We start from the raw sequence: 15,103 nt of genomic DNA on the forward strand, positions 1-15,103 counted from the left end.
TAAGGTGAAAAGTTTTAATTTGAATTATATTTGCATTTTGTACCAAAATTATACCAATTGAACGGTAAAATTCTCTTGTAAAATTAAGCTTTTTAGATTAGATGGAGATGGTGGCAAAAAGTTAAATCAAAAATAGAAAAATAAAAGACAAAGATATGGCAAAACTTACTTCAAGAGCCGAAGATTACAGTAAATGGTATAATGAGTTAGTGGTAAAAGCGGATCTTGCCGAAAATTCGGGAGTTCGCGGGTGCATGGTGATCAAACCTTATGGCTATGCAATCTGGGAAAAAATGAGGGATGAAATGGATAAAAGATTTAAGGAAACCGGCCATCAAAACGCCTACTTCCCTATTTTTATCCCGAAAAGCTATTTTGAAGCAGAGGAACAAAACGCCGAAGGATTTGCGAAAGAATGTGCCGTGGTTACCCATTACCGCCTAAAATCTGATCCGGATAATCCAAAAAAACTCATCGTGGATCCAGATGCCAAATTAGAAGAAGAACTGATTGTGAGACCAACTTCTGAGGCAATTATTTGGAATACCTACAAAAGCTGGATTCAGTCTTACCGCGATTTGCCAATCCTGATCAACCAATGGGCAAATGTCGTTCGTTGGGAAATGAGAACAAGACTATTCCTGAGAACTGCCGAATTTCTTTGGCAAGAAGGCCACACCGCGCATTCCACAAAGGAAGAAGCCATAGAGGAAACCGAGAAAATGCTTGAGGTTTACGCAGACTTTGCCGAAAATTTCATGGCAATTCCAGTGATTAAAGGCATCAAAACCCCATCCGAAAGATTTGCCGGTGCTGATGAAACCTATTGTATTGAAGCATTGATGCAGGACGGGAAAGCTCTTCAGGCGGGAACGTCGCACTTCCTGGGACAAAATTTCGCGAAAGCTTTCGATGTGAAATTCACCAACAAGGAAGGAAAAATCGAACATGCATGGGCAACTTCCTGGGGAACTTCCACCCGATTGATGGGTGCGCTGATCATGACCCACTCAGATGATTTAGGGTTGGTTTTGCCACCGACTTTGGCGCCAATCCAGGTGGTCATAGTTCCTATTTTCAAAGGCGAAGAACAATTGAATCAAATCAGCGAAGTAGCCCGCGAAATTCAGAGGAAATTAATTGCAAAAGGAATCTCCGTTAAATATGATGACGATGATCAAAACAAACCAGGCTGGAAATTTGCCGAATACGAATTAAAAGGAGTTCCCGTGAGAATCGCATTGGGTGCACGCGATTTGGAAAACAAAACAGTGGAGGTCGCCAGAAGAGACAATCTGACCAAATCTGTACAACCTTTAGAAAACATCGATCTTTATATTGAGGAATTACTGAAAACCATTCAAAAAGACATCTTTCAAAAGGCGCTTGATTTCAGGGCATCCCATATCACCAAGGTAGATTCTTACGAAGAATTCAAAAAAGTCCTTGAAGAAAAAGGAGGTTTTATTGCTGCACATTGGGATGGAACCGCCGAGGAAGAAGAGCAAATCAAAAATGAAACAAAGGCTACGATTCGTTGCATTCCATTGAATAACGCTCAAGAAAATGGAATTTCACTGATTTCCGGAAAGCCGTCGAAACAGAGGGTAATTTTCGCTAAATCGTATTAAAACATACATTTACTGTGATTTACAATAATGTTAATAATTATATAAATTGATCGGAAAACCAAAATTTTATTTTAATTATTGCATAACTTTGGTTTATTAAATCCAAAAAATAAACTATTATGGCATTAAACGTTATTGACCTTATCAAGGGGCAGTTAGGTTCTGCATTGATTTCACAAGCCGCATCCCAACTGGGCGAAAGCGAATCAGGAGTTTCAAAAGCCATTAGTGGCTTACTTCCGGCAGTAGTAGGTGGATTGGCAAACAACGCCACTCAACCTGGAGTTATTGATTCTATTACCTCCGCCGCTTCCAGCGGAATTCTCGGCGACTTACTAGGTGCTTCTTCGGGTAATTCTGTGATTAGCACCGTTCTTAACACAATTTTCGGAGATAAAGCAGTGGGGCTTACTAATGCAATTTCCACTTTCTCAGGCGTCAGCAATTCCAATACCAATTCAATATTGAATATGGTGACTGGAGCTGCTCTTGGATCTTTAGGAAAATATGCGGCAGACCATAATCTTGGTGCTTCAGGACTTAGCAACTTATTGGCAGATCAAAAAGGAATGGTATCCTCTCTTCTTCCTGCCGGATTATCTTTAGCATCATTAGGATTTGGAAATTGGGAATCCGCCGCTATTCCAGAAATGGCGTCGGATAAAAGTCAGGTAAAATCTGACGCACTCCCCAAAGTAGAAGTCACCAGAAGCGGAACTTCAACCGCAAACATCGACAGAAATGACGACAACACAGATGGAGGATCGATCTGGAAATGGTTATTGCCTTTATTATTACTGGGACTTGCCGGTTGGTTCCTCTGGAAACAATGCAACAAACCAGCAACCGATTCCACCACTACCACATCAGATACTGCCACTGCGGTGGTACAAGATACTGCTGTAGCAATGGGGACTAATTCCGAAACAACTACCGCCAAAACTCCAACCGAAATCGACCTAAATGGTGTCAAGCTAAAAGCAAACACAGGCGGAATGGAGGAATCCATGATTACATTCCTGAAATCTGATGGCTACAAAAATGCTGCTGATGACGCTGCGCTGAAAGGCAAATGGTATAATTTCGATAACGTAAATTTCAAAATGGGTTCATCCACTGAATTGGAGCCAGGCTCACAAGAACAAATCAATAATTTAGTAGAGATCCTGAAAGCCTTCCCGGATGTTAAAATCAAAATCGGGGGCTATACTGATAAAACGGGCGACGAAGCCGTGAACCTAAAAATATCGCAAGCAAGAGCAGAATTCATCAAAGCTGCTCTAGAAAAAGCCGGTGTTGGTTCTCAAGTTTTGGAAGCTAAAGGTTACGGAAGCGAAATGGCAACCGTTCCTGCTACAGCCTCGGATGCCGACCGAGCTATTGACCGAAAAATGGCGGTGAGATTTGCGAAATAATTTTTAAAAATCAATCATAATTGAATCCCGTTCCGAAATGGAGGAGCGGGCTTTTTTATGTTAAAATTTTGACCTTACAATTTATTTATCTACTTTTGTTAGATTAATCTAACATTTAAATAAGGTTGCTCTCAGATATAATCAAATCCGGTTGGAGAAAACAAAAGACCACTGACTCATTGCCAGAGGTTTTCTCAAGCATTCATGTGCCTAAAAATGCAGGTTTTTGGAGGAAGCTCCTCGCCTTCGTGGGTCCTGGACTCATGATTGCTGTAGGATATATGGATCCGGGAAACTGGGCCACTGATATTGCGGGTGGCGCACAATTCGGCTACACGTTGCTTTCAGTGATTCTCATTTCAAACATCTTCGCAATGATTCTGCAGCACTTATCCCTAAAACTGGGAATCGTTGCCGAAAGAGATTTGGCGCAGGCTTGCCGAGACCACTTCAACCCAACCACCAATTTTATTTTGTGGATTCTCTGCGAAATTGCTATTGCTGCATGTGACTTAGCGGAAGTAATCGGTTCTGCGATTGCATTGAATTTACTTTTTGGAATTCCTTTGACTTGGGGCGTGGTGATTACCATAGTGGATGTTTTCATCATCCTTTTTCTTCAGGCCAAAGGATTCAGAATTTTGGAAAGTATAGTCGCCGGATTAATTTTCGTGATTTTGATCTGCTTCGGATACGAGATTTTTTTGAGCAAACCCGAAATCCTCCCAATAGTCAGCAGCCTTCTTCCACAAAAGGAAATTGTCACCAACCCATCCATGCTGTATATCGCGATTGGAATTTTGGGAGCCACGGTGATGCCGCACAATCTTTATTTGCACAGCAGTATTGTTCAAACCAGAAATTATGACCGCACACCGGAAGGCAAAAAAGAAGCGATCAAATTTGCGACGATTGACAGCACTTCATCACTTTTCGTTGCATTCTTCATCAATGCGGCGATTTTGATTGTGGCAGCAGCAACTTTTCATACTACCGGAAATAAAGATGTCGCAGATATCCATGATGCTTATAAAATGCTGACACCAATTTTGGGAACCACTTTCGCAAGCGTATTTTTTGCGATTGCGCTACTCGCTTCTGGCCAGAACTCCACTTTAACAGGAACTTTAGCCGGACAAATTGTGATGGAAGGATTTTTGAACATCCGGCTAAAACCTTGGATTCGAAGATTGATAACAAGATTGATCGCTGTGATTCCTGCACTCCTCGTCACCATGCTGTATGGCGAAAAAGGAACGACTCAACTTTTGGTCCTGAGTCAGGTGATCCTGTCCATGCAGCTGGGATTTGCTGTGGTTCCATTAATTATGTTCACGGATTCCAAAGCCAAAATGGGAGAATTTGCCAATAAACTTTGGTTAAAAATTATCGTCTGGATCATTGCCGGTATCATTATTCTTCTGAACGGATTCTTATTGGTGGAAGAAATATTTTAAACTTCCGAAGCCAATTTTATTCGATTTCCTTCAAAAGTCGGTATTTTATCAAAACGTGCCGAAATGTCCTAAAATTTCCTTTGGCAAAATCTTTGCGAAAGCATGACCATAAAATGTAATATTATGTCAGATACCAAAGATTTACACGAAGAAAATATGGATTCCCAGCAAGAATTCAATCAGGATAATAATGAAGAGACGGTGGAAAATGTGACAGCAGAACCAACCGCAGAAGAACTTTTGGCAGAAGAAAGAGATCGATACATCCGGCTCTTTGCAGAGTTTGAAAATTATAAAAAACGTACAGCTAAGGAAAAAATGGATTTTTTCCAATATGCGAACCAAGACATGATGATTTCTATGCTGGACGTATTGGATGATTTCGAGAGAGCTTTGAAAGAAATTGCAAAATATGGCAATGAAGCCGATTTGAAAGGTGTGGAACTCATCTATCAAAAATTCAAAAGCAAATTGTCTGAAAAAGGATTAAGAGCGATGGACACCAAAGCGGGAGACGATTTCGATGTGGATTACCATGAAGCGATTACCCAGATTCCTGCACCTTCGGAGGATTTGAAAGGAAAGATCGTTGACGTGATCGAAACCGGATACACTTTGCATGAAAAAGTCATCCGATTTGCAAAAGTGGTGACCGGAAACTAACATAAGCAATATAAGTCCCGATTCTTATCGGGGCTCATTTTTCAACAAGATTATGACAATGACTAAACGAGATTATTACGAAGTCCTGGAAATTTCAAAGACCGCTACTGGGGAAGAAATCAAGAAGGCTTACCGAAAAATGGCCATCAAATATCACCCAGATAAAAATCCGGGAGATGCATCTGCCGAAGAAAAATTCAAGGAAGCTGCAGAAGCCTACGAAGTATTGAGCGACGAAAACAAACGGGCGAGATACGACCAGTTCGGACACGCAGGAATGAGCGGAAACGGTGGATTCGGTGGCGGTTTTGGCGGTGGAATGAACATGGAGGATATTTTCTCACAATTTGGGGATATTTTCGGAGGTCATTTCGGTGGCGGATTCAGCGGTTTTGGCGGCGGTGCACAAAGACAGCAGCTCCGCGGAACCAATCTCCGGGTCAGAATAAAACTCAATTTGGAAGAAATGGTGAATGGCACCCAAAAGACCATTAAGGTAAAAAAACTGAAACTCGCTGCAGGAGCAACTTCCAAAACCTGCCCAACCTGCAAAGGCAGCGGAGTCCAGGTGAAAGTAATGAACACCATGTTCGGACAAATGCAGACTCAGACGCATTGCAGCACTTGTCAGGGAATCGGTAAAATAGCTGATAAAATCCCGTCTGGAGCAAATGCGCAAGGTTTGATCAAAGAAGAAGAGGAAGTAACCATCAATATTCCGGCAGGTGCCAGAGACGGAATCCAGCTCAGTGTTCGCGGCAAAGGAAACGACGCCCCTTTTGGCGGCAATCCGGGCGATTTGTTGGTGGTGGTGGAAGAAGAAGTGGATTCCGTCATCAAAAGAGAAGGTGACAACCTGCATCAGGAACTCTATATTTCATTTGCAGAAGCCGCTTTGGGAACCCAAAAAGAAATCGCAACCGTAGGAGGAAAAGTGAAAATCAAGATCGATGCAGGAACGCAGTCCGGGAAAATCCTAAGACTTTCCGGAAAAGGTTTGCCAAGTTTGGAAAGCTATGGAAAAGGCGACATGTTCGTGCACATCAATGTTTGGACTCCTACCCATCTTTCGGCAGAACAAAAAGAATTCTTCGAAAAGCAAATGAAAAACGGTGAAATGCTTGCCGAACCTTCAGGTAAAGAGAAAACATTCTTTGACAAAGTCAGAGACCTGTTTAATTGAATAATAAATAGTTTTAGGAAATGAAAGAAAGTCTGCCCAGATTAGGGCAGACTTTTTTTAGGTAAAAACCGGATCGCCGTCACCATCCTGAAAATTAGGCCAAAAATCCGCCGGAAGTACTTGCAGCAAATCTTTGTGGAAAAGATATCTCCTTTCCTGATCCTTCTGGTAAATCTTTCTGAAGGACTTTTTTGTTAATTCGGCATTTAATTTGGTTTGATAAGAAGTCAAAACTTTCACATTTTTTTCCCGAATGAATCTTTGGAGAAAATCGGAGAACCGCCTCAAATCCTTTTCATTGAAAAGATACTGAATCTTCAAGTGTCCATCCCGAAGCTGAAGCAGTGCGCAAGTTTCCAGGTTTTTTTCCTCATCAAAAATCTTAATCCAAAAATATTGGAATGCTTTGGAATAGCTGGAAAACAAATACCTTTCATCCGATTTGTTTCCCGGCAAGATCCATGGATTTGCCATGACGTGGTTCAATTCTTCAGCATTTCTGTGCTTTTGAAACTTTTCCAGAAAAGCGCTGCTTTCCTCATCTATGAAATCTCGCGACTCGAACGCCACATCTTTCGAACCTGTAAAATAATTTTGGGTCGAAATTAAAAAATTGGCAACCCAATCCGTCATTCTCAAAATTGGCTTCAGAAAAGATACAGCCGGTTTTTTCCTGGGAATAATTTCAGCCATTTGGCTTTTGAAATAAAACCTTTTTCCAATCTTGGGAGCGATGTATTGGAATTTCTTCGTTTTGTTGTACAGGTTTTCAGCTTCTGGAGTGAATTCGGTCATTACAATTTTTCCGCCATACTTTTGGAAAACCATATCTAAAAGCTGCTGCGCAATCCGTTTCCCCCGAAAGTTTTCATGCACGAAAAGCGTGCTCAACCAAGCAAATTTCACCCTTTGATCCCCGACTTGCAACTCATCCGGAAAAGCCCCCAAATAGCCCGCCAGTTGTCCATCAGAAAATGCCAAAGCAAGCAGAACATCTTCATCAGATGCCTTTGGATTCCGGATCTGGGACAAGGCGCGGTGTTTGGTAATGGGCAAAAAATCAAAAGATTCAAACTCACCTGAACCGATGAATTCTTCCAACATTTTCTTGTTCAAGCATCTTAATTCAATCATTTTCGGACAATTTGATTTCGGTTAATCATTTTCTTTAAATTAAAATAGGCCACTTCTTCCTTTAAAGTTTGACTGGCGCTCTTTCCGTTCTCCATCGGGATTCGTTGAAAATTTTTGGTAACGCTATCGAGTTTAATTCCCGCAGTACCAAATGTGCAGTCATATTCATGCTGAAAAATTTGATCAAAAAAGGAATTTCCCACTCCAAAATCCGTAAAAGGAAATGCAAAACCATCTGTCAGAAACTGGTTTTCCTTCAGGAATTCCGCACCTTTTTGGGTGTTTTCAATTTGTTCTTTTAAAGTCAAATCTTTGTACAAAGGATGATCCCAACCATGATTGGAAATTCCAAAACCTTGCCGATTTAGTGATTTCAACTGTTCCAGATTCATATAAGGCTTTTGGGTTTTCACATATTCTTCCAAATCCACTTCAGCTAAATCTGCAATTTGGTCAAGGATTTTTTGCTTTTCAAATGGAATTTTCAATATCTTTTGCTTTAAGGTTTTCTCAGCAAAATCGGAAATATCAAGCAATTTGAAAATTTCAGGATTCCTGGAATTTGTTGCGATGATTTTCTCCAAAATTAGGCTCGCTTTTGCACGGAACATCAGTTCTTTGTTGTCAACAAATTTCGGATTAATGAAGTTGATGGCATAGATCCCTTTTCTCAGCAAAACGGGAACCGCATTAAAATAAAACTCCGAAAGTCCGTCGTCAAAAGTCAGCAGCGCAATTTTTTTTTCAGCTTTAAAAGTTCCTGCATGGAAATCCTTGAACTCCTCCCAGGTCACGAACTGAAAAAAGCGGGACATCTCATCCAGATCCTTTTCAAAATCCTGAACATTTTTATAATTAACTACATGCTTCAGATGAGCAAGATCAACATCCGAAACCGAGTGATAGACCGGGATACAATAGTCTAACTGGAATGACTTTTCCAAATCCCTCTCCTGAAATTTTGTCGCAAACCGAATGATTTTCTTCTTTAAAACCATATTCAAATGTAATAAAAAATCCGCAGGCATTACTGCGGATTTGATCTGTAATATTTTGCACAAGATGCTTATTTCACAATCTTCATTTCATTGATCAGCCATTTCGCATCTGCATATTTGTCGATGATGAACAAAATGTATTTGGTATCCACCATAATGTTTCGGCACAGCTTCGGATCATAGTTGATGTCGCTCATGGTTCCCTCCCACTGTCTGTCGAAGTTTAGTCCAATTAGGTTTCCGTAAGCATCGAGTGCAGGACTTCCGGAATTTCCTCCTGTGGTGTGGTTAGAAGCCGTGAAATTCACTGGAACATCTCCTGTTTTATCTTTATAGATTCCGAAATCTTTCTTGTTATAAAGGTCGATCAATTTTTCAGGAACATCAAATTCATAATCTTTTGGGACATATTTCTCCATGATTCCCGCGATATGGGTTTGATATCCGTATTTCACCGCGTCTCTAGGACTGGACCCCGCCACTTTTCCATACGTTACCCGCAAAGTGGAATTGGCATCCGGGAAGAACTTTCGATCTTTGTCGGTTTCCATCAGCAATGCCATGTATTCTTTCTGTAACCGGTCGATATGACCTTGATAAGTGTTGAAATATTCTTCGGTGTTGTCCATATATGCCTTCTTCATCGAGGTGAAAAGTTTCATCAAAGGATCATTTTTCAGGTTTTGAACCAGATTTTTCTGATCAGAAAAAACCTTGTCAATATCCTTAATGGCGGTGGTTCCGTTAAAAGTTCCCCTTCCGGTAACCACGGAGTTCTTAGACCATTCCTCAATTTGTTTCAGGTTTTGGTTTTCATCCTTATACTTCTCAAAATCTTTTGGTAAAAAATTCTGCGGAGTCTTGTTTGCATAAAGCGCCAAAACTTTTGCAGTAACTTTTGCATCCAGCTCCCCGTCAAAGTTTTGATAAATTCCGGTCAGTCTTTTCTTGAAATTATCTGCAATTGCGGCATCCATTTTACCGGACTCCACCGCATCTGCGTAGTTGCTGTAAAAGTTTGCTAAAGTGAGCGTTTCCGCATTTCTCACTACTTCAGAATAATATGCCCGATTTAAAGCAAACGGACCTTGCCCCGCATATAGCCTTCGAAGCTCGATCAGTGTGGAGTTCAGTTTTGGATTCTTATCCATCAAGCTTCTTTCGTAAGCCGCCTTTTTCTCTACAGCGTTTGATTTTTTCAATCCCTCTACTTCGCCAATCCATTTTTTCCAGTAGTTTGCCACGGAGGCGTATTTGGAAGCATATTTAATCTTTGTTTCCTTATCGGCGCGCATTTTTTCGTCCAAAGTTTTTAATGCGACTTCACGCACGGAAATCATCGCAGGATCGATCTCGTTCATCACTTTTTCAATAGCGATTGCCGGCAAATATTCGGTAGTTCTTCCCGGGAATCCAAACACGAAAGTGAAGTCGTTTTCCTGCTTGTCTTTAATCGAAACCGGCAGGAAATATTTTGGTTTATATGGAACGTTGTCTTTGGAATATTCCGCAGGTTTGTTGTTTTTGTCGGCATAGATTCTAAACATGGAGAAATCTCCGGTATGTCTTGGCCAAACCCAGTTGTCTGTATCGGAACCAAACTTTCCGATCGAACTTGGCGGTGCTCCTACCAAACGGATATCTTTGTATGTTTCAATGATGTAGGCGTAATATTTATTTCCATAATAAACCGGCTTTATAACCACTTTCTGCCATGGTTCCAGTTTGAAACCGGCTTTCACTGCATCCAGATTCTTATTGATGATATCTTCGGCAGCTTTCCCTTCCAGACCATCAGTTCCAGCCAAAACCTGCTTGGTCACTTCTTTGATATCTGCAACAAAATCCACAGTAACACCCGGATTTGGGAGTTCGCCATTCATATCTTTCGCCCAAAAACCATCGGCAAGGTAATCATTTTCTACGGTGGAGTGTTTCTGAATTTGTCCATAACCGCAGTGATGGTTGGTCAAAAGCAACCCTTGTGGCGAAATAATTTCAGCTGTGCAACCTCCGTTGAACTGAACCACTGCATCTTTGATGCTCGGTTTTGAAGGATCAAAAATTTGTTTTGCGGAAATCTTCATCCCCATTTCCTTCATCTCTTTCTCGTTCACTTCCGTGGGAATCCACATTCCGCCGTATTGTTGCGCAAATGCCATCACCGCCGGAACAATCACCGCCGAAAGTAAAAAACTTCTCTTTATCATGAATTACAATTTTAAAATTTTGCCTAAAAATAGTCAATTTATAGGAAATGCGGAAATCCATTGAAGCAGGTGGGAATGGAGAAGTGAGCGTTTTGAGGATTATCTGATGGTTTGGAACAACCGAACCGAATCTCTTATCTTTTAGTTCACAGTGATTTGCGGGTTTCCTTCTTCAAATTTTCCGGCTTTATCAACATGTCCATTTTCTTAATCCTTTGCGAATTCAGTTTCATGGAACCTGATTTAAGATTTAATGTCGCTCAGCGGTAGTTTCCACGATCTCGATATTGACCAGATGCAATTCAATGTGGCGGTCGTGTGCTTTTGATTTGAATTCAGATATAATCTCCAGCACATCGAAGTCGATAAAATGGATATCGCTTCCATCAATAGTGAGCACGGAATATTGCGGAACTTCCTCCAGACTGATTTTGATTTTGACTTTGTTTAAAAAAGTCACATTTCCGTGAAGCTTTAGGTGATAATAATCAATTCCGTTTAGATGACTGTGCGTAATCTCGTAATCTTCCTTAAAGTGATTTTTAATGATATAATAAAACGAAAACAGAATTCCCACGGTAACTCCAAAGAGCAGGTCGGTAGCCAAAACCACTCCTATCGTTACTGCGAAAGGAACAAACTGGTTGAGTCCGAGTTTGAAAATATTTCGAATAATTCTTGGCTTGGTCAGCGAATAACCGGTCATAATCAGGATTACGGAAAGCGATGCAAACGGAATTAAATTGATCACAAAAGGAATCAGCATTACGGAAAGCAGCAACAGAATCCCATGGGTAAACGAAGCTGCTTTGGTTCTGCCGCCCGCATCATTGTTGGCTGCTCCACGCACCACTACTGCGGTAAGCGGAATTGCACCGAGCAGTCCGCAGAAAATATTCCCTGTTCCCTGTGCCACAAGTTCCCTGTTTACCGGTGTTATCCGGTTGTGTTTGTCTAATTTGTCCATCGCCTCGATGCAGAGCAGGGTTTCCAGTGTTGCCAAAATTCCGATGATCAGTCCATCTTTCCAAATTCTTTGGCTGGAAAACAGCTTGGTAAAATCCGGAAACTCGATATGTGAAAAAATGTTGTCGGGAATTTTCACCAGCTGTTTCGAATCGAGGGCAAAACTGGAACCGGAAAGCATCAGCAAATAATTCATTGCAATGCCAATCAGCACAATGAATAATGGAATCGGAATCAATCGGAATCTCTTGAATTTTTCCTGCTTCAGGAAAATGTAAGCAGCGAGCGAAATGGTTGAAATCAGAACCGCACCCTTGGTAAGCTGACTGTTGAACTCCTTCAGATTTTCGGTAATGTGAGAAGAGATAAAAAGTTCCAGAAAACCGGTGGACCAGAAATTAGGACCGTTGTAACCCAATGCGACTGGAATTTGCTTGGAAATCAAAATGATACCAATTGCAGCCAACATCCCCTTAATAACCGAACTGGGAAAATAACTCGCAATCACACCCAGTTTCAGGACGCCCAAGAGCACCTGGAAAACTCCGGCAATTACCACGGTTAAAAGGAAAATACGATAATCTCCTAATGCGATGATTGAGGCAGCTACCAAAGTAGTCAATCCAGCAGCCGGACCAGAAACCGAAAGTTGGGATCCGCTGATGACGGTGACCACAATTCCACCTATGATTCCCGAAATCAGTCCTGCATAGATTGGCGCTCCCGAAGCCAGGGAAATCCCCAGACAAAGCGGAAGCGCAACCAGGAAAACGGTTAATCCGGCGGCAAAATCGTGTTTCACAAACATCAGCCGGTAATATTTGAAAGACCGGCGAATCTCTGATTCCATGGATGAAAATTTTGTGCAAAGATACCGCTTTCACAGAAACGTAGTCGCGATTGCAATATGAGAAATATTATTTTTCTATTTTTCGGTTCCGGTTCTGCTGTTTCGGCACATGAGATTTCCGCAGATTTTTTCTGAAATCCTTTTGCTATTGTGGAATCATCGAATAGCCTTTCATGTTGCGGTTTTCCATCGGGCTCGAAGACTTTGGAATGTATTTTTTTAGCCTCATAAGCGTTAAACTTTATGTTCGCGTTTCTACTTTTCACCCTCATTTAATTTTTTCCGTAAGGGATTAAAAAATAGTGCGGACATGGATTTTTTTAAAATTGAAACCTTTGAAAAATCTCAAAAGGCGATTAGGAAATTCAAAAGAAAAACCGGTTCAGTGAACCGGTCTTTGTATTAAAGTAAAATGGGAAAGTCAAATCGTATTGTTAAAGTTTCAGGTAATATATACCGGACTTTGATCAGCATCAAATTTCCTGCTGAATGTCAGACAAAATCTGATGGTTTTATGTAGGCAAAATGCCATTTTATTTTTAACCAAAGGATCATATCAAGGACAATTGATTAAATCTTTTTCCCCCGAAACCTTTACTTATTTTTTCTTGATAAATGAAAAGACACTCTTCACAAACTCGTCGCTATTTTCATAATAGAGCATGTGTCCCCCGTCGATTTTCACCACGCGCTGATCAGGAAACTGAAATAGTTTGTAATGATCCGGACCTACTGCATGATCTCTTGTTCCGGTAATGACCAAAACAGGGACTTTTATTGCCGGGGTAAGTTTGGTGAAATCCCCATAATATTCATTGATGGACCAAACCGCATTTCGGAATCCATTTTCTTCCGGTCTTTTTTCATCAATTTTGTTCAGTGCTTCCATGTTTTGCTGGCTGTCTGTCAGGAGTTTATACTGCAGTCCTTTTTCATTCAGTGCGCCCATTACCTCGCCCAGTGCCGGCAAATAATTTCCGTCTTTAATTTCAACGTGGGTTCCCGCGAGCTCATTGGCATAAGCCAACTGGCTCACTACCGAATCTTCCAGATACAGCGTGCTGCAAACCAAAATGAGACCTTTCAGATGACTGCCGTATTTTGCCGCGTAACTCGCCGCGATAATCCCACCAAAAGAATGAGACATTAAATATACTTTGTTGGCGCCCAGCTTTTTACGGATGTCTTCAATGTCTTCCACCATTCTGTTGATGGAATAATCATTGGTTACAGAGGCGGCTGATCGGCCACTTCCGCGTTGATCATAATAAACCATTTTCAGCTGACTTTCCAAATTTTTGCCTTTGAGGCTTTCAAAAGAATCACTCCACATACCGGGACCGCCATGGACATAAATACAAAGATCGCCATTGCCGGAGACTTTGGTAAAAAGCTTGGTTCCGTCTGAAGCTTGTGTGTAAAACGGAGCTGCAGTTTCAGCTTTTTTTGAAAACTTTTGGGCGAAAAATAAATTCGCAATGAAGAGTAGTGCAAAAGAAAAATAATTTATTTTCATGTAAATTGAATTTTGGTGCGGCACAAATCCGCTGTTAATTTTTAATCTAAAAATTTGCGTTTTAAGGCAAGTCCTGATGAAGCTGGTGAAGTTTAGGAAGCAGATAGACTTGCCGGTTATTTGCCTTGCAACTTTGGAGAAGAAAAAATGTAAAAATTAGCATAGTTTTTTTTTATCATGTGTTTGCAGTTGGCAGTTTTTTTTAAGGACAGCTTTTCAATAGCCACCAATGGGTAGCTTCATGAGATTTATTGTTACAGTATTAGTTAAAAAAAGTATTTCACTGAAATGCCGCCAATTCGATTAACCTTCAATTGGATTTCCTGTGCTGCAAAAAAATTCCTCGTTTTCTACCTCTATAATCGTAACAGCCACAAGTAATTTGCAAAACAAGGCATCAAATTCAAATTAGAACTATTCGAAACATTCATCCACCAAAGTTTTTGTCTTTTTTACCTTAAATTTTAAATCGAGAAACCGGCAAATTTCAGTTTCCTATTGTTTTTTTATTTAACTTTAACAGTCTGAAAAAGAATACGTTTCGCGGAATTGCGATTGAACTTTACATTTGTTTTAGACCGCGGTTCGCCGATACTTTTCGCAAGAACAGTCCGGCTAAAATGAACCCGGCAAAAACATAAAAAAAGACACTACTTCCCAAAAAACCAACTTTTGACAATCATTTTGGAGAAAAATTAGATAGTATTAATCTAAAAATGGAGACCAGCTACCATTGCAAAAAACGGGGCGAAACCGAAAAGCCAAATGAGTAGGAAACTAAATTCATGAAACCATGCCTAAGTACATTATTGAAAGAGAAATCCCCGGCGCAGGTAAATTGACCAATGAACAATTAAAAGGAATATCCCAAACTTCATGCGGAGTATTGCGCAAAATGGGCCCAGAAATCCAATGGTTACAAAGCTATGTGACCGGCGACAAAATCTTTTGCGTTTACATTGCACCAAACGAAGAAATGATCAGGGAGCATGCGAAGCAAGGTGGATTTCCGGCGAACTCGGTAAGAGAAGTTACCACGATGATTGACCCGACCACTGCAGAATAGCATTCCGAGTGGAC

11 protein-coding genes are annotated in these 15,103 nt (G+C 40.9%); 6 read left to right on the top strand and 5 right to left on the bottom strand.

All coding sequences use genetic code 11. From position 1 onward, the window contains the following. Positions 1 to 155 precede the first annotated feature (155 nt). The 5 genes from proS to dnaJ all read left to right on the top strand — a co-directional run bounded on the left by proS (position 156) and on the right by dnaJ (position 6,349). Positions 156 to 1,631 (top strand): proline--tRNA ligase, encoded by a 1,476-nt coding sequence (gene proS / locus ACM44_RS04405; RefSeq protein ID WP_048498851.1) that lies wholly within the window; start codon positions 156 to 158, stop codon positions 1,629 to 1,631. A 119-nt stretch (positions 1,632 to 1,750) separates the two neighbouring features. Beyond that, entirely contained in the window at positions 1,751 to 3,046 is a 1,296-nt protein-coding gene (locus ACM44_RS04410; protein WP_048498852.1) for an OmpA family protein, read from the top strand. A gap of 125 nt (positions 3,047 to 3,171) precedes the next feature. Next, positions 3,172 to 4,503 (top strand): Nramp family divalent metal transporter, encoded by a 1,332-nt coding sequence (locus ACM44_RS04415; RefSeq protein ID WP_048498853.1) that lies wholly within the window; start codon positions 3,172 to 3,174, stop codon positions 4,501 to 4,503. Positions 4,504 to 4,626: 123 nt separating this feature from the next. After that, the gene (locus ACM44_RS04420; protein WP_048498854.1) at positions 4,627 to 5,166 is read left to right on the top strand and encodes a nucleotide exchange factor GrpE; all 540 of its coding nucleotides are present in this window, start codon (positions 4,627 to 4,629) and stop codon (positions 5,164 to 5,166) included. Positions 5,167 to 5,224: 58 nt separating this feature from the next. After that, positions 5,225 to 6,349 (top strand): molecular chaperone DnaJ, encoded by a 1,125-nt coding sequence (gene dnaJ, locus ACM44_RS04425; RefSeq protein ID WP_048498855.1) that lies wholly within the window; start codon positions 5,225 to 5,227, stop codon positions 6,347 to 6,349. Positions 6,350 to 6,406: 57 nt separating this feature from the next. On the opposite strand, the gene ACM44_RS04430 is transcribed toward dnaJ, so the two are convergent. From ACM44_RS04430 to ACM44_RS04455, 5 genes are all read right to left on the bottom strand, one after another. Further along, entirely contained in the window at positions 6,407 to 7,483 is a 1,077-nt protein-coding gene (locus ACM44_RS04430) for a GNAT family N-acetyltransferase (protein ID WP_048498856.1), read from the bottom strand. Further along, positions 7,480 to 8,511, bottom strand: a complete 1,032-nt coding sequence (locus tag ACM44_RS04435; RefSeq protein ID WP_241477136.1) for a polysaccharide deacetylase family protein — start codon at positions 8,509 to 8,511, stop codon at positions 7,480 to 7,482. The genes ACM44_RS04430 and ACM44_RS04435 overlap by 4 nt, the downstream gene beginning before the upstream one ends. Before the next feature lie 38 nt (positions 8,512 to 8,549). Beyond that, positions 8,550 to 10,691 (bottom strand): S46 family peptidase, encoded by a 2,142-nt coding sequence (locus ACM44_RS04440; RefSeq protein ID WP_048498857.1) that lies wholly within the window; start codon positions 10,689 to 10,691, stop codon positions 8,550 to 8,552. Between the two features lie 250 nt (positions 10,692 to 10,941). Continuing rightward, complete coding sequence (locus tag ACM44_RS04445; protein ID WP_083993645.1) at positions 10,942 to 12,507, bottom strand: SulP family inorganic anion transporter; 1,566 nt, start codon at positions 12,505 to 12,507, stop codon at positions 10,942 to 10,944. A 598-nt stretch (positions 12,508 to 13,105) separates the two neighbouring features. Next, complete coding sequence (locus tag ACM44_RS04455) at positions 13,106 to 14,023, bottom strand: alpha/beta fold hydrolase (protein WP_048498860.1); 918 nt, start codon at positions 14,021 to 14,023, stop codon at positions 13,106 to 13,108. Between the two features lie 793 nt (positions 14,024 to 14,816). On the opposite strand from ACM44_RS04455, the gene ACM44_RS04460 reads away from it, so the two are divergent. After that, complete coding sequence (locus tag ACM44_RS04460) at positions 14,817 to 15,089, top strand: DUF4242 domain-containing protein (RefSeq protein WP_048498861.1); 273 nt, start codon at positions 14,817 to 14,819, stop codon at positions 15,087 to 15,089. The last annotated feature ends 14 nt before the right edge of the window (positions 15,090 to 15,103 follow it).

It is taken from the genome of Chryseobacterium koreense CCUG 49689, from assembly GCF_001045435.1.
GTDB lineage: Bacteria > Bacteroidota > Bacteroidia > Flavobacteriales > Weeksellaceae > Kaistella > Kaistella koreensis.

Coding starts and splice junctions, on each gene's coding strand:
- dnaJ (WP_048498855.1), top strand. CDS start 5,225: ATGACTAAACGAGATTATTACGAAGTCCTGGAAATTTCAAAGACCGCT.
- ACM44_RS04410 (WP_048498852.1), top strand. CDS start 1,751: ATGGCATTAAACGTTATTGACCTTATCAAGGGGCAGTTAGGTTCTGCA.
- proS (WP_048498851.1), top strand. CDS start 156: ATGGCAAAACTTACTTCAAGAGCCGAAGATTACAGTAAATGGTATAAT.
- ACM44_RS04445 (WP_083993645.1), bottom strand. CDS start 12,507: ATGGAATCAGAGATTCGCCGGTCTTTCAAATATTACCGGCTGATGTTT.
- ACM44_RS04430 (WP_048498856.1), bottom strand. CDS start 7,483: ATGATTGAATTAAGATGCTTGAACAAGAAAATGTTGGAAGAATTCATC.
- ACM44_RS04460 (WP_048498861.1), top strand. CDS start 14,817: ATGCCTAAGTACATTATTGAAAGAGAAATCCCCGGCGCAGGTAAATTG.
- ACM44_RS04435 (WP_241477136.1), bottom strand. CDS start 8,511: ATGCCTGCGGATTTTTTATTACATTTGAATATGGTTTTAAAGAAGAAA.
- ACM44_RS04455 (WP_048498860.1), bottom strand. CDS start 14,023: ATGAAAATAAATTATTTTTCTTTTGCACTACTCTTCATTGCGAATTTA.
- ACM44_RS04420 (WP_048498854.1), top strand. CDS start 4,627: ATGTCAGATACCAAAGATTTACACGAAGAAAATATGGATTCCCAGCAA.
- ACM44_RS04440 (WP_048498857.1), bottom strand. CDS start 10,691: ATGATAAAGAGAAGTTTTTTACTTTCGGCGGTGATTGTTCCGGCGGTG.